Below are 18,590 nucleotides of genomic sequence, written 5' to 3'. Positions count from 1 at the left end.
CGGGGCCGGTCAGGCGCGATCGGGCTGCGTGCCGGGTGCCGGCGGGCCCTCCTCCTGCCGCCGCCCGAACCGATTCCGGATCGACTCGCTGGCCTGCGCCTCCGGGCGGCCGAGGGTACGCAGCAGGTCGGTGGCGACGGTCCGGATCTGCGCCACCACCACGCTCCCGGAGAAGCCGACCCCCTCGTGGTACGCCTCGGCGGCCCGGTCCACCGCCTTGAGGATCAGCCCCTCGGTGCGGCCGGTGTGCTGCCCGCTCTCCGCCGTGATCTGCAACAGCGCCAGGGCGTCGCCGAAGTAGTGCACCGCCGCGGGCAGACCGACCGGCATCGGTTCGTCGTCGCGGACCGCCGTGGCGGCCCGGCGCAGCAGTTCCTGACACCCCCGCACGGCGAGGTCGAGGTAGCGCACGCCGCGTTCGTAGTGCTCGAAGTCGGTCCGGCGGTGCCACCGGGCCGGTGAGATCGCCACCGCCTCCTGGGCCCCGGCGACGGCGTCGTTGACGAGTTTGATCTGCGGGTCGAGGGCGGTCAGGGCGTCCCGGGCGCGGGCCACCGCCTCGGCGTCGCCGGCCGTCATGGCGTCGGCGCCCTTGTGCAGCTGCTCCATCAGCACGGTGAACAGCGGGCGGGCCGCCCGCTGGACGAGCCGCACCGGGTTCACCGGCAGCACCGCCACCACCAGCACGGCGGCCAGTCCACCGATCGTGGCGTCGATGATCCTGGGCACCTCCAGCCCGCGTTGCACCGGCGCGAGCGTGGCGATCAGGACGGCCGTACCCCCGGCCTGGGTCACCACCTGGCCGCCCCGGCTCAGCGTGAGGGCGAGCAGGATGGCCAGCGTGACGACGGTGCCGATCTGCCAGGGCCCGGTGCCGATGACCCAGATCAGCGCGTCGCCGACCACGATCCCGGCCAGGACGCCGATCAGCAGTTCCACGGTGCGTCGGGTCCGCCGCCCGATCGCGGCGGCGATCGTGCCGACCGCCGCGCTGGGCGCGAAGACCGGCGACGGATGACCGAGCACCTGGTGCGCCACCGTCCAGGCGACGGCGGCGGCCGCGCCGGCCTGCACCGCGAGGATGGCGTACAGCTCCAGCGTCCGGCGCCGTTCCCGCCAGCCGATCCGCGCGCTGATCCCGCCGACCGCGCGGGCGACCACCCCGACCACACCCCCGACGGCGCCCCGCAGCCATCCGCTGTCCCGTTCGTCCGTCGCCGTCACGCCGCCGACTACCCGCCCGGGCTCAGCTCATTCGCCGGTACGCATCCATCCACCCCGCGCGGTACGACCTCCGGAGGTGAACCCACCCTGACACAACGCCCCTACCTGCACAGAAGCAGTCAATATCAGTCTCAGTCGATTGACAAAGTTGTTGATCCCAACTTATGGTGCGAGCCGGCCGGACGTTTCCGGTGGTCCCGGCGGCGCTCGGCCAGCACCCGTCGACACCATCACCACACCGAGGAGCGTCATGGCCGGGCTGAGAGGCACACTACGCAGGACACGATGGCGGTTCGGCCTGGTCACCAGCGGGATAGCGGTGTTACTGGCCGGCGTCGGCCTGGTCAACGCGGGCGCCGCGCACGCCGCCGCCGGCTGCCGGGTGGTCTACTCCGCCCCCAGCCAGTGGCCCGGCGGCTTCACCGCCAACGTCGACCTGACCAACCTCGGCGACGCGGTCAACGGCTGGCGGCTGACCTGGACGTTCCCCTCCGGCCAGCGGGTGACGCAGGCGTGGAACGCCACCGTCACCTCCGCCGGCAACGACGTGACGGCCACCAACGTCGGCTACAACGCCGCCCTCGGCACCAACCAGAGCGTCTCCTTCGGCTTCAACGGCACCTACACCGGCACCAGCAACACCGCGCCGACCTCGTTCGCCCTCAACGGGGTCACCTGCACCGGGAGCGTCGGCCCGACCACCCCGCCGCCGACCACCCCGCCCCCCACCACGCCGCCGCCGACCACGCCGCCGCCGGCCGGTGACGCGATGGCGTACGTGGACGCGATGCAGCCGGGCTGGAACCTCGGCAACACCTTCGACTCGGTCGGCGCCGACGAGACCGCGTGGGGCAACCCCCGGGTCACCCCGGCGCAGCTCGACGCCATCCGCGCCCAGGGCTTCAACAGCATCCGCATCCCGGTGACCTGGAGCAACCGGCACGGTGCCGCGCCCTCGTACACGATCGACGCCGCCTGGTTGAACCGGATCAAGGAGGTCGTCGGCTGGGCCCTGGAAGACGGCTTCTACGTGATGATCAACATTCACCACGACTCGTGGCAGTGGATCCACGAGATGCCGACCAACCGCACCACGGTCCTCAACCGCTACAACGCGCTCTGGACCCAGATCGCCGCCGCGTTCCGGGACGCCGGGCCGAGACTGCACTTCGAGAGCGTCAACGAGCCGCAGTTCGCCAACAGCTCCGGCGACGCCCAGAACGCCCAGCTCCTGCACGAGCTGAACACCTCGTTCCACCGGATCGTGCGCGCCTCCGGCGGCAACAACGCCACCCGGATGCTGGTGCTGCCGACCCTGCACACCTCCTCCGACCAGCCCCGCATCGACGAGCTGGTGAGCACCTTCACCCAACTGGGCGACCGCAACCTGATCGCCACCGTGCACTTCTACGGCTACTGGCCGTTCAGCGTGAACGTCGCCGGCGGCACCCGGTTCGACGCGGTCACCCAGCAGGACCTCGTCGACCGGTTCGACCGGGTGCACAACGCCTTCGTCGCCCGGAACATCCCGGTCGTCATCGGCGAGTACGGGCTGCTCGGCTTCGACCGGCACACCGGCACCGTGCAGCAGGGCGAGAAGCTCAAGTTCTTCGAGTTCCTCGGGCACTACGCCCGCACAAAGCGGCTCACCACCCAGCTCTGGGACAACGGCCAGCACTTCGACCGGGTCGCCTTCCGGTGGAAGGACGCCGAGCTGTTCGCCCAGATCAAGTCGAGCTGGACGACCCGCTCCGGCACCGCCTCCGCCGACCAGGTCTACGTGCCGCGTACCGGCTCGGTCACCGCCAAGTCGCTGACGCTGAACCTGAACGGCACCACCTTCTCCGGCCTGCGGCAGGGCACCACCAACCTGACGCAGGGCACCGACTACACCGTCTCCGGCAACCAGCTCACGCTGACCGCGAGCGCGCTGACCCGGCTGGTCGGCAGCCGGGCGTACGGCGTCAACGCCACGCTGCACGCCCGGTTCTCCACCGGCGTGCCCTGGCGGATCGACATCGTCACGTACGACCCGCCGGTGCTGTCGAACGCCACCGGGACGACCAGCGCGTTCACCATCCCCACCCAGTTCCGCGGCGACCAGCTCGCGACCATGGAGGCGAAGTACGCCGACGGCAGCAACGCCGGCCCGCACGACTGGACGTCGTACAAGGAGTTCGACGTCGCCTTCGCGCCCGACTACGCCGCCAACCGGATCGCGCTGACCTCCACCTTCTTCGGTGACGTCCGCGACGGCGCCCCGGTCACCCTCACCTTCCACTTCTGGAGCGGTGCCCGGGCGACCTACCGCGTCACCAAGTCCGGCACGGCGGTGACCGGCGTCATCGGCTGAGCAACGGTGCCACCGGCCGCCCTTCGCGGCCGGTGGCACCCACCGGTCATGATGGAATCATGATCCGATTCGTGCTGAACGTGTTGTGGCTCATCTTCGGCGGCGGGATCGTGCTGGCGATCGGATACGGCATCGCGGCCCTGATCTGCTTCGTGCTCGTCGTCACCATCCCGTTCGGCGTCGCGTCGCTGCGATTGGCGTCGTACTCGCTGTGGCCGTTCGGCCGGACCCTGGTGCCCAAGCCGGGTGTCGGGGTGGCCTCCGGCGTCGCCAACGTCATCTGGGTCGTCCTGGCCGGCTGGTGGCTCGCGCTGTCGCACATTGTCGCCGGGGTGAGCCTCTGCCTGACCATCATCGGGATCCCCTTCGGGGTGGCCAACTTCAAGCTCGTGCCGGCGGCGATCTGGCCGCTCGGGCAGGAGGTCGTCCCCGCGCCGTAACGATTCCCTGCTCGACGCCGAGGCAGGACGGCCACAATCAAGGCGTGGAACGGGTGCTGGCGGTGATCACCGCACTTCCCCCGGTGGTCGTCCTGGTCCTGGTGTTCGTCCTGCCCGCGTTGGAGTCCTCGACGCTGCTCGGACTGGTGGTGCCGGGTGAGACCGCCGTACTGGTCGGCGGGGTGGTCGCGCACGAGGGTGGCCTGCCGTTGCCGGCGGTGGTCGCCGCCGCCGCGGCCGGTGCCTGCCTCGGCGACCAGGTCGGCTTCCTGCTGGGTCGGCGATACGGACCGACGGCGCTCACCCACGCGCCCGCCGTGGCGCGGCGTCACCTCGACCTGGAGCGGGCACGTCGCCTGGTGGCCGGCCGTGGTGCGGCGGCGGTGGTGATCGGCCGGTGGGTGGCGGTGCTGCGGGTGGTGGTGCCACTGGCGGCCGGGGCCAGCGGCATGCGCCGTACGACGTTCGGGTGGGCCAACGTGACCGGCGGGCTGCTCTGGGCGGCGGCGGTGTCCGTGCTGGGGTACCTCGGCGCGGCGTCCTACCGCTATCTGGAACGGGAACTGGGCATCGGCACCTACGCGCTGCTGGGCGTGGTCGTGATCGTCGGGCTGCTCGCGGTGTGGCGCAGGCGGCGTCAGAGCAGGGTCGACCAGTAGTCCCAGAAGCGCACCAGCACCGCCAGCAGGATCACCGTGTACCAGGCGACCAGGATGAAGCTGTGGTAGCCGGCGAGTCCGGCCAGCCGGGCCGGCGGCGACGACGGCGGCACCCGGCGCAGATTGCACAGCGCGGCATAGACGAAGATCGCGATCATCACCACCCAGACCACCATGCAGTACGGGCAGAGCGCGCCGATGACGTACAGGCTCTGATAGATCAGCCAGTGCACGAAGATCACGCCGAAGGTGGCCCCGGCCTGGAGGCCGGCCCAGATCCAGCCGGGCAGACGCACCCCGGCGAGCAGCACGACGCCGAGGGTGGTGACCACCGCGAAGCCGGCGATGCCGAGCAGCGGGTTCGGGAAGCCGAAGGCGGCGGCCTGCGGGGTGGTCATCACCGAGCCGCAGGACAGGATCGGGTTGATGCTGCACGTCGGCACGTAGTCCGGATCGCTCAGCAGGTTGATCTTCTCGACGGTGAGGGTGGCCGCCGCGAGCAGACCCACGGCGCCGCCGACGGTGAGCACCCACGCGGTGACCCGGGCGAGGAACCCCGCCTCCGGTCCGTCGGCGTCCGCCGGCCGGCGGGCCGGGTCGGCGCTCATCCGGCGAGCGCGGCGTCGATGGCGGCGATCATGTCCGCCTGGGTACGCACGTTCGTCAACTGCCGCCCGTTGAGGAAGAACGTCGGGGTGCCCTGCACCCCGGCGGTCTCGCCGTCGGCCCGGTCCCGGGCCACCCGCTCGGCGGTGGCCGGGTCGTCGAGGTCACGCTGGAACGCCTCGACGTCCAGACCGAGGGTGCGCGCGTACCCGACGAACGCCTCGGTCTGCGGGGTCCGCTGGTGCCCCCACGTCTCCTGGTTCTCGAACAGCACGGTGTACATCTCGGCGAACCGCCCCTGGTTGGCGGCGGACTGGGCGGCCCGGGCGGCCAACTCGGCGTTGGGGTGGCTGGGGATCGGGAAGTACCGGACCACGAAGGTGATCCGGTCCTGGTAGGTGTCCAGGAGTTCGCTGACGGCCGGGTAGACCGCGCCGCACGCCTCGCACTCGAAGTCGAGGAACTCGACCAGGGTGACCTTGCCGTCGGTGGCGGTGGAGAGCCGGTGACTGTCGTCGCGTACCAGCACGGCCGGGTCGACCGGTTCGCCGCTGGCCCGCGAGCCGGCGTTCCGGTTGATCGCGGTCAGGCCGACCATGACGAGGATCACCACCAGGATCATCGCCAACGTCAGTCGCAGGTTCCTCGTCATGCGGGCGTCAACCTTCTCTGTGGGAGCAGCCAATGCTGCACCGGTCGGCTGGCAGGTTGCTGAGAGCAGGCTGGACGGAAACTCATCGACGTACCCGGCGGTCGCGTTCGGCCAGCTCGGCGAGCATCCGGTTGTAGGCGGCGAGCTCCGGGTCCTCGCGGCCCTCGGCCTCGGCGCGGTCGGCGGCCCGGTCGCGGCGGCGGGCCTCGCGCCGGTCGGCCTGGATCCACTGGTACATCAGCGCACCCAGCACGATCACCGTGGGCAGCTCACCGAAGGACCAGGCGACACCTCCGGCGGCCTGCTGGTCGGCAAGCGGTGTCGGACCCCACGGCCGGTCCAGCACGATCCACCAGTCGGCGGCCAGCACGGTCGAGGACTGCATGAGCGCGACGCCCAGGAAGGCGTGCAGCACCATGCTGATCAGCACCAGGACCATCTTCAGCGGGTACGGCACCCGGCGTGGTGCCGGGTCGACCCCGATGACCGCCCAGAAGAAGAGGTATCCGACGGCGAGGAAGTGCCCGACCATCGCCAGGTGGGCGGCGTGCGAGCGCACCGCCAGCTCGTACAGGCCGGTGAAGTAGAGCACGTAGAGGCTGGCCACGTAGACGACGAGCGCCACCACCGGGTGGGTCAGCACGCGGGAGGCCCGGGAGTGCAGGCACGCCTGGAGCCACTCGCGGGGACCCGGCCAGCGCGGGTCGGTGCCCGGTCGCAGCGCCCGCAGCCCGAGGGTGACCGGCCCGGCCAGGACCAGCAGGATCGGCGCGACCATCATCAGCAGCAGGTGCTGCACCATGTGCACGGCGAACAGCACCGGGCCGTACCGGGCCAGGCCGCTGGAGGTGGCGACGACGATCACCACGCAGCCGAGCAGCCAGAACGCGGTACGCGCGGCGGGCCAGGCGTCGCCGCGCCGCCGTAGCCGCCACACCCCGGCGAGGTAGAGCCCGGCCGCGCCCAGGGCGGCGGCGATGACCAGCGGTTCCGGCAGCCAGAGCCGGGCCACCGTGGTCACGCTCAACGGCGGCGGCATCGGGAAGCCGAGCAGGGCGGTCGCCACGTCCTCGTCGGCACCGACGGCCGGCACCGGGGTACGCGACAGCGCCACCGCGGCACCGACGGCGGCCCCGAACAGCAGCGTCTCCACGACCGCGACCCGCACGAACGGGCGTCGCCGACCGGCGACCAGAGCCGGCATCGTGGACCGCCGGTGCCACTGCCCGAGCACCGCGATCACGGCCAGCAGGGCGGTCTTGACCAGCACCAGCCGCCCGTACCCGGTGCCGGTCAGGTCGGCCGGGCCGGTGAGTCGTACGCTCGCCGACAGCAGACCGGACACACCGACCGCGACCAGGCAGACCAGCGCCAGCGGGGAGAACCGGCGCACCGCGACCGCGAGGTCGGCGGCGCCGCCCCGGGCGGTGACCGCCAGGGCGAGCAGGCCACCGGCCCAGACGGTGACCGGCACCACGTGCAGCAGCAGGCCCGAGACGGCCAACTGGTGGTTGCTGGCCGACGCGGCGTGCCCGGTGAAGACCGGCGGCACCACCGCGGCCAGGGCGGCGAGCAGCGCCACCACCGCCCCGGAGGGACGCAGGCTGCGGGCCGCGACGACGGCCGCGACCAGCGCCAGGGCGCCGCTGAGCGCGAGGGACTGGCCCAACGGCACGGTGCGGACGAAGTTCAGCACCGCGCGGACCGACAGCACCTGCGCGGCGGGCAGCCCGAACAGGTCGACGAGCGTGTAGCAGACCGCGACACCGGCGGACACCGCCCAGGCGGCGGCGGTCCAGGCGGCGGCCCGCAGCCGGCGATAGCCCAGTGCGGAGAGCCGGCCGCCGTCGTCGCGCGGCGACAGCACGGTGACCGCCACCAGCAGCCCCACGGTGGCCACCGCGCCGATCTGCATGCCGAGCCGGGCGGCCGGCAGCAGCCAGGCCGCGGTCGGGTCCGGGTCGGGCAGCCCCGGCGGAGTCGGCGGTACGCTGCCGCCGCCCCACCACAGCAGCACGGCCGCGACACCGGCGGCGACCAGGACCATGGCGGCGGGCACCAGCACCGGACGGCGCAGGATCAGGGGCGGGACGAGCTGGTGCGGGCGGTTCAACGACGGCTCCTGGTGCGGGTGGTTTCCCAGGTAGTCGGCGCGGCGGGCCTTCGGGTTCCCGGCCCTCACCAGTGGGCGCCGTGGCAGACGCCCTCGGCGTCCTCGGGCTCCACCTGCAACGTGGCGTGCTCGATCTCGAAGCGGTCGTGCAGGAGCCGGCGGGCGGCGGCCAGCACCCGGGCCAGGTCCGCCCCGCCGGCCAGGGTCAGGTGCGCCGAGGCCACCTCCATGCCCGAGGTCAGCGTCCAGACGTGCAGGTCGTGCACGTCGGCCACGCCCTCGACGTCGCGCAGCGCGTCGCGGACCTCGGCGACGTCCAGGTGCGGCGGCGCGGCCTGGACGAGGACCCGCAGCGCGGCCCGCCCCAGCCGGTAGGTGCGGGGCAGGATGAAGAAGCCGACCGCCACGGCCACGATCGGGTCGGCGTACCACCAGCCGGTCAACGCGATCACCCCGGCCGCGACGATCACCCCGATCGAGGCGAGCAGGTCACCGAACACCTCCAGGTAGGCGCCCCGCACGTTGAGGCTCTCCTTGGCGCCGGAGCGCAGCAGCAGGAACGCCACGATGTTGGCGAGCAGCCCGGCCACCGCCACCGCCAGCATCGGCCCGGCCATCACCTCCGGCGGTTCGCCGAGCCGGCGTACCGCCTCGACCAGCACGAAGAGCGCCACCCCGAAGAGCAGCACCGCGTTGGCCAGCGCCGCCAGGACCTCCATCCGATAGAGCCCGAAGGTGCGCTGCCCGTCCCGGGAGGCCCGGCTCGCCGCCGTGATCGCGGCCAGCGCCATGCCGATGCCGAGCACGTCGGTGAACATGTGCCCGGCGTCCGACAGCAGCGCCAGCGAACCGGTCACCCAGGCGCCGATCGCCTCCACCACCATGAAGACGGCCAGCAGGGCGAAAGCCACCCAGAGCCGTCCCCGGTGCTTCTCCCCCGCGCGCAGGACCTGCTGCCCGTGATCGTGCCCGGCACCCATCCGGCACCCCTTCCGCTCGCCACGAGCAACATATGCGGACATTGCAATAAGTGCAAGTGTGGCACCGGAATCGCCGAATCGGACAGGAAGGACGAAATCGCGCCTTAGGTCAGCGCGCCCGCCAGTTCGCCCACAGCGCGCCCAGCACCATGCCGGGCCGGGCCAGCGCGCGGGGGTGCTCGCGCATCGAGACGACGTCGTTGAAACGGCGGGCCGTGGCCACGTCGGTCATGGTCGCCCGGACGATCTGGCCGCCCACCCAGCTCGTCAGCCGGTACCCGCGCGGGTAGGGACCGTCGACGTGCGGCAGCGCCAGGTCGGCGGAGGTCGACATCGACCAGGCGGCGTCGACCACGACCCGTTGCAGCTCGAAGAAGCGGCGGGCCGGGAAGCGGAGGTCCGGCCCGGAGCGCAGGTACGCCGACAGACAGGCCGCGTGCAGCGCTGCGGCCGTGATCCCCTGCCCGTAGACCGGGTTGAACGAGGCGACCGCGTCACCGACGCTGACCAGACCGCCCGGGAGCCGCCGCAGCGCGTGGTAGTCCCGCCGCCGGCTGTCGGCGTGGCGGTAGGTCTGCACCTCGCCGAGCATCTCACTCTCGGCGACCTCGGTGAACTCGGGCGGGAACTGCTCGCGCAGCCGACGTACGAAGTCCTCGGCGGTGCGGCCGGGGCGGTTGTCGCCGTAGCCGGCCATCATCGCCATCCACCGACCGTCCTCGATGGCGAAGAACGCCGCCCCGGCGACGTCCGAGGAGGACGCGACGCTGTTGAGGGCCATCACCACGGTGTGCTCCGGGTGCGCCTCGCGGCGACGGAACAGGGCCGTGGCGTAGTTGAGGTGCACCGGCATGCGCCGCAGGGCGGGTCGCTCCCAGCCGGCCTCCGCCAGCCAGTCGGAGAGGCGGCTGGACCGGCCCATGGCGTCGACCACCAGATCGGCGTTCTCGACGCCGGGTGCGGCGTTGACGTCGCACCGGACCCCGGCCACCGACGAGCCGTCGAGCACCAGGCCGGTGGCGCGGGCGGTCACCGTCTTGACGTTGGGCAGCCGCAGGACCTGCTGGCGGATCAGCCCCTCCAGCAGCGGGCGACTCCCGGCCAGGCTGTCCGCGTCGTCGGGCACCACCACCTTGAGGCGGCCGTCGAGATAGTTGCGCCGGGCGGCGGGTGGCGCCTCGACCGCTCCCTGGGCCAGGGCCTGCTCACGGAACCCGGGGAAGAGGCGCTCCAGTTGCAGGAAACCGCCGGGCAGCAGCGCGTGCAACTGTGTCCCCTGTGGCACACCCGGCCGTCCGCCCGGCACGTGCAGGTCGTCGCGGTCGATCACGACGACGCTCGCCGCGTGGTCGGACAGCACCCGGGCGGCCAGCAGGCCGGCGACGCTGCCGCCGATCACCACGGCCGTACCGAGCACCGGGGACGGCTGGTCGGGCGGTCGCACCGCGTTCAGCGCGGCGAAGACCTGAGCCGGAGAGAAGGACATCGTGCTCTCCAAGGGGTACGAGGTGTGGCGCCGTTCCGCCGGGCCCGGCCGGTGACCGAGGCACAGGCAGGCCGGCGGGACCGGGCGGTCGGCATGACGCTCAACGATCGTTGCACAGCCAGGGAACGCGACGGCAGATCCGACGATCGATGCGGCCCCGCACGTGGACGGCGCCGGCACGACCATCGATGATCGTCGCGTCGCGGCTGCTCACGACCCCTTTTCTCAGGTCGTCGTGGCGCTGTCGTGGGTGCCGGGCGGACCCGCGTCGACGCGGTTGACGAGGTAACCGAAGGCGGCTGCGGTAAAGAACATGACAATGCCGTAGACGGCGGCCGGGATCGCCATCTGCGTGTTGTTCAACAGCGCCGGGCTGAGCGCGATCGTGATGGCCAGGGTGCTGTTGTGGATGCCGATCTCGAAACCGGCCGCCTTCGCGGCGGGCGGGGCGATCCCGGCCAGCCGGGGCACCCCGTACCCGATCGCGAGGCTGAGCAGGTTGAACGCCAGGACCGCCAGACCGACCGCGACGAAGTAGTCGGCGATGTTCTCCCGCTCGCCGAGCACCGCGCCGAGGATGACCGCGACCAGCACCACCACGGACATGATCCGGACCGGCCGGTCGAGCCGGTCGGCCACGCCCGGCACCCGGGCCCGGACCAGCATGCCGATCGCGACCGGGACGAGCACGATGGCGAACACCTGCACCACCTTGTCGAACTGCAGGCCGATGCTCGTCGCGTCGCTCAGGAAGTACCCCGCCGACAGGTTGACCACGATCGGCAGGGTGAGCACGGCGAGCACCGAGTTGATCGCGGTCAGGGTGATGTTCAGCGCCACGTGCCCGCCGAACAGGTGGCTGTAGAGGTTGGCCGTGGTGCCGCCGGGCGACGCTGCGAGCAGCATCATCCCGACGGCCAGTTCCGGCGGCAGGTCGAAGGCGAGCACCAGGCCGAAGCAGAGCGCCGGCAGCACCAACACCTGGCAGGCCAGCGCGATGACGGCGGCCTTGGGGTGCTGGGCCACCCGCCGGAAGTCCGCGACGGTCAGGCCGAGACCCAGACCGAGCATGATGATGCCGAGGGCGACGGGCAGTCCGATCAAGGTCAGGGCAGAGTCCATGACACGACATCGTTACCACCCGGTAACGCACTCACAATCCTCCATGCGGCCGGGGTCCGCTGCCCGGCTCAACGACCACAGGCGAGCGTGAAGCCCTCCGGCACCGAGGTGGTCGTGGCCAGCAGGCCGAACGTCGTCGACCCGCCCGGGGCCAGCAGGGCGTTCCAGCCGGCGTCGCGGACGGTCACCGCGCTGCCCGCCTCGGTCGGCGTCCCGTTCCACAGCGACTGGATCCGCTGGTCACCGGGCCAGGTCCACCAGACCTGCCAGCCGTCGAGCGCCTCGGTCCCGGTGTTGCGCACGGTGACCGTGGCGACGAAGCCACTCCCCCAGCCGCTGCCGATCGTCGCCGTCGCGGCACAGACCGGTGCCGCCACCGCCTGCGTACGCGCCGGACCGCCGAGGATGTACGGGTCCCGCCGGCCCTTGGCATCGCTGAACCGGAACCAGTACTCGGTGTCCGGGATGAGCCCCTCGACCACCACCGAGCCGTAGCTCTCCAGCCCGGTGTCCGCCGAGGCCACCGGGTTGTGCCACATCTCGGCGTCCTCCCGGGTGGCGAAGAGGTGCACCGTGATGGGCAGGTCGTACCCGCACGGCGGGCGGAACGTCAGCGAGTAACGGATGGTGACGGTCGTGGTGGTGGTGCCGGCCACCATGCCGGCCAGCGGCAGCGCGGGCGGGCACGGCGTCACCGTCGGCGTCGGTGACCACGAGGTGGTCAGCGGGACGGGCGGGGACGTGGCGGCGCCCGCGCTGCTCGCCACGCCGGCCGCGCCCACCAGGGCCAGCGTCGCGGCGGCGATCGTCGCCAGGGCGTACTTCTTCGACATGCGGTGTCTCCTCCGGGGTGGTGGCGGGCACCGGGCGCAGCACGGCGGCCGGTGCCTGGGAGAACGGGCTGCCCTGCGCGGGTGGCATCCCCGCACGCCCTGACGATGGTTCGCACGCCGGCCCCGGCCGCGACTGAGCAGAGTGTTTCATTCGAAGAACTTCGATACAACGGACGACCAGCCGATCCACCCGGGCCGGACGGGCCGCGTCCGGGGAGAATGGGGCGATGCCCGTGGTTGAGGCGGTGGCCGTCGTCCCCGTACCCCCGAATGTCGCGTTCGCGATCTCGCAGACCACCATGCCGGTCCGGCGGCGGTGGGATCCGTTCGTCCGCAGCCAGCACTTCGTGGACGGCGCCGCCCGGCCGGACAAGGGCGTCCGCACGTTCACCCGGTCCCGACACGGCCTCTCGATGGTCAGCGAGTACGTCTCCTACGCGCCGCCGACCACCGTCGGCATGAAGATGGTGCGCGGCCCGTGGTTCTTCGAGATGTTCGCCGGAGGCTGGCGGTTCGTGCCGGCGGACGAGCCCGGTCACACCGTCGCCACCTGGCGGTACCACTTCCGTTGCCGTCCGGCGCTGCTGCGACCGGTCGCCGACCGGATCGGCACCTGGCTGCTCGGCCGGGACATCCGTCGCCGGATCGCCGGCTACGCGGCCGGATGCGCCGATCCGGTCGTGGTCGCCGCCGCCGAACGGGACCTGCGCGAGCGCAACGACGGGAACCGGACCGAGTCTTGACCGGAAACGGTGATCAGCTTACGTTCGTCAATCAGACAGGTGTCTTTACTGATCGCCGTCCCGCCCGGGAGTGCCGATGCGACCGATCCGTCCCCGCCGCCTCACCGCCCTCGTGGCGCTGACCACGCTGCTGGTCACCGCCGCACCACCGGTCGCCGCGAACGCGGCACCGCAGCGCGGCACCGGATACCACCGGGTCGGCTACTTCACCCAGTGGGGCATCTACGGCCGGGCGTTCCCGGTGCAGAAGCTGGACACCTCCGGGGCGGCGAGCCGGCTGACCCACGTGAACTACGCCTTCGGCAACGTCAGCGAGGACGGTCGCTGCTTCGTCGACGGTGGACCGGGTGAGGGCGACGCCTGGGCCGACTACCAGCGCCCGGTCCCGGCGCAGGAGAGCGTCGACGGGGTCGCCGACGCCTGGGGCGAGCCGCTCAACGGCAACTTCGGCCAGTTGGCGAAGCTCAAGGCCAAACACCCCCACCTCAAGGTGATGATCTCGCTCGGCGGCTGGAGCTGGTCGACGTACTTCTCCAACGCGGCCCGCACCGACGCCTCCCGCAAGACGTTCGTCGCCTCCTGCATCGACCTCTATCTCAAGGGCAACCTGCCGATCCTGGACGGCGGCAGCGGCGGGCCGGGCTCGGCCGCCGGGGTCTTCGACGGCATCGACCTGGACTGGGAGTGGCCGGGCTCGCCGGGCGAGCCGGGCAACGTGATCCGCCCGGAGGACCGGGAGAACTTCACCAAGCTGCTCGCCGAGTTCCGCCGGCAGCTCGACGCGTACGGCCGGACCACCCGCACGCACCACCCGCTGACCGCCTTCCTGCCGGCCAACCCGGCAGCGATGGACGCCGGCTTCGAGGGTCGCAAGATCTTCAAGTACCTGGACTTCGCGACCGTGCAGGGGTACGACTTCCACGGCAGTTGGGACGCGGTGACCAACCAGCAGTCGGCGCTGCGCGTGCCCAAGGGCGCGCCGGACGACCCCGACTTCTCCGTGCAGGTGGCGATCGACGGCTGGATCGCCCGGGGTGCGCCGCGCGGCAAGCTGGTGCTGGGCATCCCGTACTACGGCCAGGGCTGGACCGGCGTCACCGGCGGCGGCACCGGCCTGTTCCGGCCGGCGACCGGCCCGGCACCGGCCACCCACGCCGCCGGCTACGAGGACTACAAGCAGCTCAAGACGCTGCCGGGCAAGGGCTTCACGGTGCACCGCGACCTGCGCGCCGGGCACGCCTGGCTGTTCGACGGCACCACCCTGTGGACGTACGACGACCCGGCGGTGGTCCTCCAGAAGACGCTCTACATCCGGGCCGCCGGACTCGGCGGGGCGATGATCTGGTCGCTTGACGGCGACGACGACAACGCCACGCTGACCAAGACGATCAGCCTCGGGCTCACCACCAGGTAGGGCGGCCGGGCCCGACCCCGGCGCACGGGCCACAGGCTCAGCGTACGGGCGGCGGCCTCAGCGCACCGGCAGCGTCGACTCGCGCATCACCAGGCGGCTGGCGAACTCCTCGGAGTGGGTCACCGCACCGCCGATGGCCGCGAAGAGGCGCTGCCCGGCCACCGCGCCGAGGTGCTGGAGGTTCATGTCCACACTGGTCAGTCGGGGGCGGGAGTCGGCGGAGATGGCCTCCCAGTTGTCGAAGCCGATCACCGAGATCGCCCCCGGCACGTTCCGGCCGAGATCACGCAGCGCGTCCAGGACGCCCCGGGCGATCTGGTCGCTGCCGCAGAAGATCGCGTCCACCTCGGGCCGCTGCTCGACGATCATGTGCGCGGCGGCCCGCCCCCAGGACTCGTCCCACGACCCGTAGTAGGGCCGGTCGCCGACCATGCCCAGTCCCGCCGTCGCGAGGGCCGCCGCCGCGCCCTCGGCACGGTCGCGGGCCGCCTGGAAACCCGGCTCGCCGGTGATGTGGGCGATGTTGCGCCGGCCGCAGGCCAGCAGGTGCTCGATGGCGAGACGCCCGCCCCCGACGTTGTCGACCGTGATGGAGATGTCGGCCGGGTCCGAGGAGGGGGCGTACACGTAGACCACCGGCACCGGGATGTTGCCGGCCAGCGGCGGCCGGGGGTCGGTCCGCGAGCCGACCACGATCAGCCCGTCCACCCGGCGCGACAGCAGCGCGCGGACGTGGTGCTTCTCCCGGATCGCGTCACCGCGTGCGTCGCACAGGAACACCGACACCTGGCCCGCCCCGAAGGCGTCCTCGGCGCCCATCAGGATCGGGATCGAGAACCGTCCCTCCAGGTCGCTGGTGAGCAGGCCGACGGTCCCGGTCCGGCCGCTGAGCAGCCCTCGGGCCAGGGCGTTCGGCGCGAAGGAGAGCAGCTCCGCAGCCTCCAGCACGCGTACCCGGGTGGTCGCCCGCACCTCGCCACGTCCGTTGATGGCCTTGGAGGCGGTGGCGACCGAGACGCCGGCCAGCTTGGCGACGTCGGTGAGCGTGGGCGTGCGGTTGGCGGGGACCTCGGGCTCGGTCGTCATGCGGTGCTCCCTCCCAGCGACCGGCACGGATGCGGTGCGCGGCGGCAGGTTGCCTCGGGAGCCCGTGCAGGCACTCCCGGCGGAAGTAACCTGGTAAAGGTTTTCGGCTTGTTTCGGCGTCGTTGCCTGACTCGCAGTGCCGCTCGTACCTGCGCGGAAGACTACACCGAAGTGCGGCGCCTACTCGGCTCAGGAAGGTCCGTCGGTGCCCCCTTCCCGAAAACGCCCCCGAAACGTTCGCTGCCCGCACGAGATGTAAGCAGGGGTCCCCTGCTATACACGAGGCGTTAGCAGGGGACCCTTCCTTACATCTGTCGAGGGGGCGAGGTGGCGGTCGCGTTCGGCCTGTCGGAGTTGTGGGACCCGGTCGTGCGCCGGAACCCGCACGAGTTCTACGACCGGGTACGCGACAGCGGCGGCCCGGTGCTCCAGGTCGACCCCGCCGGCAACCGGCTGTGGGTGGTCGCCGGTCACGCCGACGTGCTGCACGGACTGCGGCACCCGATGATCGGGCACGAGGTGCACCGGCACCGCCCGGACAGCCCGACTCCCGCCCCCTACGAGACGACCGAGGTGGCGAGGATCGAGTCCCGGCAGCTCATCAGCCTCGACCCGCCCGACCACACCCGTCTGCGCGGGCTGGTCAGCGGCGGATTCACGGCACGGGCGGTGGCCCGGTTGGAGCCGTGGATCGGTGACCTCGCCGACCGGCTGGTCGACCGGGCACGTCGTCAGGGCCACGTGGACGCGGTGGCCGATCTCGCCGATCCGGTACCGGTCAACGTCATCGCCGAGCTGGTGGGCGTACCGGAACCGGATCGGGCGCGGTTCCGGGCCTGGTCGGCGGCGATCGTGTCGGCCGGGTACGACGGCCCGGCGGCGACCCTGGAGTTCGCGGCGTACCTCGACGACCTGGCGGCACGACGCCGTGCCGAACCCGCCGACGACCTGATCTCCGAGCTGGTGGCGGTGGAGGACCGCGCGGACCGGCTGGACCGCGACGAGTTGGTGGCGCTGGTGCAGTTGCTGCTCATCGCCGGGCAGGAGACCACCGTCGACCTGATCGTCAACGGACTCCGCCTGCTGCTCACCCATCCGGTGCAGTGGGAGGCGCTGCGCGACGATCCCACGTTGGCCGAGGCGGTGGTGGAGGAGACGCTGCGGTTCCGGGGGCCGGTGGAGATCGTGCCGCCCCGGTTCGCCTTCGCGGACGTCGAGCTGGCCGGTGGGCGGATCCCCGCCTTCGACCGCGTGGGGCTGTCGATCTGGGGGGCCAACCGGGACCCGGCGGTCTTCGAGCGGCCGCACGAGTTCGACATCTTCCGCAGCGACGTCCGTCGGCACATCGCCTTCGGGTACGGCATCCACTTCTGCCTCGGCGCGCACCTGGCGCGGTTGGAGAGCCGGATCCTGTTCGACCGCGTGGCACGGCACCTGCCCGGTCTGCGGCTGGCGGTCGACGCCACCGACCTGGACGCGTTCCGCCTGCACCACGACGGCCTACCGCTACTTGTGTGACGCCCCGCACGCCGCACGCCCGGCCGTCCCCCGCCGCCCCACACGCCACGCCGCCCCGCACGCCACGCCGACCCGCACGCCACGCCGACCCGCACGTCCGGCCACCGCGCAGGCCGGGCGACCGACACGACGGGGAACCGGTCACGCCGAGGTCCGGGCCTCCTGGCGGCCTTCGTCGCGGGCCCGCGCGAGAAGCCGCGCGAGTCGGCGGCGGCGCCCGCGCACCACGGCACGCCAGGCGAGTACGAGCGCCACGATCACGAGTAGCAGGGCCACCTGTGGCCAGGGCATCGACCAGACCGTGACGGTGGCGGTGGTCGGCCGAATCTCGGAGTCGGTCGGGTCGCCGACCAGGATGTCCGGGGTCAACGTGACGGTGGCGGTCAGCCGCCCCCAGCCCCACACCCCGCGCACGTACGCCTCGGCCGGGCGGTCGCCGCCGGGCAGCAGTTCCTCGACCTCGGCCGGCCCCTCGGTGTCGAGCAGCCCGAACAGGTCGCCGACGGTGGCCCGACCGGCACCGGTGACGGCCACGTTCCCGTCGTTGACGGCCGTGTACCGGATCCGCACGCTGCCCGGCGAGAAGGGGTTCCACGACCGGTGGTGGGTGGCGGTGAGGTCGTCGACCCGGATCGCGGCGACAGCGGTGCCGCTGGCCCGCAGCATCACCCGGAACCCGACCCGGCTCTCCACCGCCACCGTGCCGCCGGTGCTGGTGACGGTGGCCGCGATGCCGGCCGGGTGGTCGCCGGGGCTGGCGTCGGCCGGTGCCTCGATGGTGAACGGCACCACCCGCGTCGACTTCGCCCCGACGCTCACCGTGTCGCGCACCGTGATCCAGGTGCCACCGTCCACCGAGGACTGGTGCGACGGCAGCATGTTGAACCGCCCCTTGTCGGTGAGGTAACCGTCGGCGGCCTGCAGCGAGAAGACCACCGGCGCGTCGCTGAAGTTGCGCACCGCCAGGTGTTCGGTGACCACCTCACCCGGGTCGAGCGTGCGCTCCACCCAGCGGCGGCCGTCGGGACCGAGCGGGCTCGCCGGCTGGACCGCCCAGGTGACGGTGGGCGCGGTCGGCTCCGCCCCCGCAGGGACCGCCCCGGCCAGGCCGGTCGCCGCCAGCACGGCCAACGTCGCCAGCACGGCGGACGTCCGCGCCACCATCCGCCGCCGCCACGAGACCTTCGGCACGCTCATGACCAGCCCTTCGAACCGCAGGGGTACGGGTGGGAGCCGCCGAAGCAGCGGCCCCCACCCGCGTGGATCACTCGAACAGGGACAGGGTCAACGTCGAGGTGTACTCACCCGCGGCCACGTCAGCCGGGGTACGCAGGAACAGGTCCGCGTCGACCGAGTACGCC

Annotated in this window: 16 protein-coding genes; 6 read left to right on the top strand and 10 right to left on the bottom strand. The window is 72.2% G+C overall.

Annotated elements, in window-relative coordinates; all coding sequences use genetic code 11:
• Positions 1-9: 9 nt before the first annotated feature.
• A complete protein-coding gene (locus ACWDVW_RS13420) occupies positions 10-1,224 on the bottom strand; it encodes an FUSC family protein (RefSeq protein ID WP_449947824.1) in 1,215 nt (404 codons plus the stop codon).
• 250 nt (positions 1,225-1,474) lie between these two features.
• Between ACWDVW_RS13420 and ACWDVW_RS13415 the strand changes: the two genes are divergently transcribed.
• Genes ACWDVW_RS13415 through ACWDVW_RS13405 form a run of 3 tightly spaced genes read left to right on the top strand, consistent with a single transcriptional unit; the run spans position 1,475 to position 4,676 of the window.
• Positions 1,475-3,577, top strand: coding sequence for a cellulase family glycosylhydrolase (locus tag ACWDVW_RS13415; RefSeq protein ID WP_449947822.1), 2,103 nt, complete (start codon positions 1,475-1,477; stop codon positions 3,575-3,577).
• A 59-nt stretch (positions 3,578-3,636) separates the two neighbouring features.
• The gene (locus ACWDVW_RS13410; protein ID WP_350695369.1) at positions 3,637-4,017 is read left to right on the top strand and encodes a YccF domain-containing protein; all 381 of its coding nucleotides are present in this window, start codon (positions 3,637-3,639) and stop codon (positions 4,015-4,017) included.
• Between the two features lie 44 nt (positions 4,018-4,061).
• Complete coding sequence (locus tag ACWDVW_RS13405; protein ID WP_449947819.1) at positions 4,062-4,676, top strand: DedA family protein; 615 nt, start codon at positions 4,062-4,064, stop codon at positions 4,674-4,676.
• Here ACWDVW_RS13405 and ACWDVW_RS13400 read toward each other — a convergent pair.
• The 7 genes from ACWDVW_RS13400 to ACWDVW_RS13370 form a co-directional block, all read right to left on the bottom strand.
• On the bottom strand, positions 4,655-5,284 hold the full coding sequence (locus ACWDVW_RS13400) for a vitamin K epoxide reductase family protein (RefSeq protein ID WP_449947816.1): 630 nt from the start codon (positions 5,282-5,284) through the stop codon (positions 4,655-4,657). The two genes, ACWDVW_RS13405 and ACWDVW_RS13400, sit on opposite strands and share 22 nt — an antisense overlap.
• Entirely contained in the window at positions 5,281-5,934 is a 654-nt protein-coding gene (locus ACWDVW_RS13395; RefSeq protein WP_449947813.1) for a DsbA family protein, read from the bottom strand. The genes ACWDVW_RS13400 and ACWDVW_RS13395 overlap by 4 nt, the downstream gene beginning before the upstream one ends.
• 82 nt (positions 5,935-6,016) lie before the next feature.
• A complete protein-coding gene (locus ACWDVW_RS13390) occupies positions 6,017-7,981 on the bottom strand; it encodes a cytochrome c oxidase assembly protein (protein WP_449948068.1) in 1,965 nt (654 codons plus the stop codon).
• Positions 7,982-8,112: 131 nt separating this feature from the next.
• Positions 8,113-9,027 carry a cation diffusion facilitator family transporter gene (locus ACWDVW_RS13385; protein ID WP_396746203.1) on the bottom strand — a complete coding sequence of 305 codons (915 nt, stop codon included), beginning with the start codon at positions 9,025-9,027 and terminating at the stop codon, positions 8,113-8,115.
• A 109-nt stretch (positions 9,028-9,136) separates the two neighbouring features.
• Entirely contained in the window at positions 9,137-10,513 is a 1,377-nt protein-coding gene (locus ACWDVW_RS13380; RefSeq protein WP_449947809.1) for an FAD-dependent oxidoreductase, read from the bottom strand.
• A gap of 225 nt (positions 10,514-10,738) precedes the next feature.
• Positions 10,739-11,635, bottom strand: a complete 897-nt coding sequence (locus ACWDVW_RS13375) for a bile acid:sodium symporter family protein (protein WP_449947807.1) — start codon at positions 11,633-11,635, stop codon at positions 10,739-10,741.
• 68 nt (positions 11,636-11,703) lie between these two features.
• A complete protein-coding gene (locus ACWDVW_RS13370; RefSeq protein ID WP_449947805.1) occupies positions 11,704-12,468 on the bottom strand; it encodes a cellulose binding domain-containing protein in 765 nt (254 codons plus the stop codon).
• Between the two features lie 227 nt (positions 12,469-12,695).
• Here ACWDVW_RS13370 and ACWDVW_RS13365 point away from each other — a divergent pair, with 227 nt between their 5' ends.
• Both ACWDVW_RS13365 and ACWDVW_RS13360 read left to right on the top strand, forming a co-directional pair.
• Positions 12,696-13,211, top strand: a complete 516-nt coding sequence (locus ACWDVW_RS13365; protein ID WP_449947804.1) for an SRPBCC family protein — start codon at positions 12,696-12,698, stop codon at positions 13,209-13,211.
• A 76-nt stretch (positions 13,212-13,287) separates the two neighbouring features.
• The gene (locus ACWDVW_RS13360; RefSeq protein ID WP_449947802.1) at positions 13,288-14,625 is read left to right on the top strand and encodes a glycoside hydrolase family 18 protein; all 1,338 of its coding nucleotides are present in this window, start codon (positions 13,288-13,290) and stop codon (positions 14,623-14,625) included.
• A 57-nt stretch (positions 14,626-14,682) separates the two neighbouring features.
• On the opposite strand, the gene ACWDVW_RS13355 is transcribed toward ACWDVW_RS13360, so the two are convergent.
• Complete coding sequence (locus ACWDVW_RS13355; protein WP_449947799.1) at positions 14,683-15,711, bottom strand: LacI family DNA-binding transcriptional regulator; 1,029 nt, start codon at positions 15,709-15,711, stop codon at positions 14,683-14,685.
• Between the two features lie 327 nt (positions 15,712-16,038).
• On the opposite strand from ACWDVW_RS13355, the gene ACWDVW_RS13350 reads away from it, so the two are divergent.
• Positions 16,039-17,229, top strand: coding sequence for a cytochrome P450 family protein (locus ACWDVW_RS13350; protein WP_449947797.1), 1,191 nt, complete (start codon positions 16,039-16,041; stop codon positions 17,227-17,229).
• 141 nt (positions 17,230-17,370) lie between these two features.
• Here ACWDVW_RS13350 and ACWDVW_RS13345 read toward each other — a convergent pair whose 3' ends face one another.
• Positions 17,371-18,426: a hypothetical protein gene (locus tag ACWDVW_RS13345; RefSeq protein WP_449947794.1), complete on the bottom strand. Its 1,056-nt coding sequence runs from the start codon at positions 18,424-18,426 to the stop codon at positions 17,371-17,373.
• Positions 18,427-18,590: the final 164 nt, after the last annotated feature.

Source organism: Micromonospora sp. NPDC003241, assembly GCF_053589795.1.
The sequence above is the reverse complement of the archived record's forward strand: the minus strand, read 5'-3'. Positions and strand labels throughout refer to the sequence as shown.

Excerpts from the sequence above, each read along its gene's own strand:
- ACWDVW_RS13390 (WP_449948068.1), bottom strand. The coding sequence starts at position 7,981 with ATGGTCCTGGTCGCCGCCGGTGTCGCGGCCGTGCTGCTGTGGTGGGGC.
- ACWDVW_RS13415 (WP_449947822.1), top strand. The coding sequence starts at position 1,475 with ATGGCCGGGCTGAGAGGCACACTACGCAGGACACGATGGCGGTTCGGC.
- ACWDVW_RS13400 (WP_449947816.1), bottom strand. The coding sequence starts at position 5,284 with ATGAGCGCCGACCCGGCCCGCCGGCCGGCGGACGCCGACGGACCGGAG.
- ACWDVW_RS13380 (WP_449947809.1), bottom strand. The coding sequence starts at position 10,513 with ATGTCCTTCTCTCCGGCTCAGGTCTTCGCCGCGCTGAACGCGGTGCGA.
- ACWDVW_RS13375 (WP_449947807.1), bottom strand. The coding sequence starts at position 11,635 with ATGGACTCTGCCCTGACCTTGATCGGACTGCCCGTCGCCCTCGGCATC.
- ACWDVW_RS13385 (WP_396746203.1), bottom strand. The coding sequence starts at position 9,027 with ATGGGTGCCGGGCACGATCACGGGCAGCAGGTCCTGCGCGCGGGGGAG.
- ACWDVW_RS13360 (WP_449947802.1), top strand. The coding sequence starts at position 13,288 with ATGCGACCGATCCGTCCCCGCCGCCTCACCGCCCTCGTGGCGCTGACC.
- ACWDVW_RS13395 (WP_449947813.1), bottom strand. The coding sequence starts at position 5,934 with ATGACGAGGAACCTGCGACTGACGTTGGCGATGATCCTGGTGGTGATC.
- ACWDVW_RS13365 (WP_449947804.1), top strand. The coding sequence starts at position 12,696 with ATGCCCGTGGTTGAGGCGGTGGCCGTCGTCCCCGTACCCCCGAATGTC.
- ACWDVW_RS13370 (WP_449947805.1), bottom strand. The coding sequence starts at position 12,468 with ATGTCGAAGAAGTACGCCCTGGCGACGATCGCCGCCGCGACGCTGGCC.
- ACWDVW_RS13355 (WP_449947799.1), bottom strand. The coding sequence starts at position 15,711 with ATGACGACCGAGCCCGAGGTCCCCGCCAACCGCACGCCCACGCTCACC.
- ACWDVW_RS13345 (WP_449947794.1), bottom strand. The coding sequence starts at position 18,426 with ATGAGCGTGCCGAAGGTCTCGTGGCGGCGGCGGATGGTGGCGCGGACG.
- ACWDVW_RS13410 (WP_350695369.1), top strand. The coding sequence starts at position 3,637 with ATGATCCGATTCGTGCTGAACGTGTTGTGGCTCATCTTCGGCGGCGGG.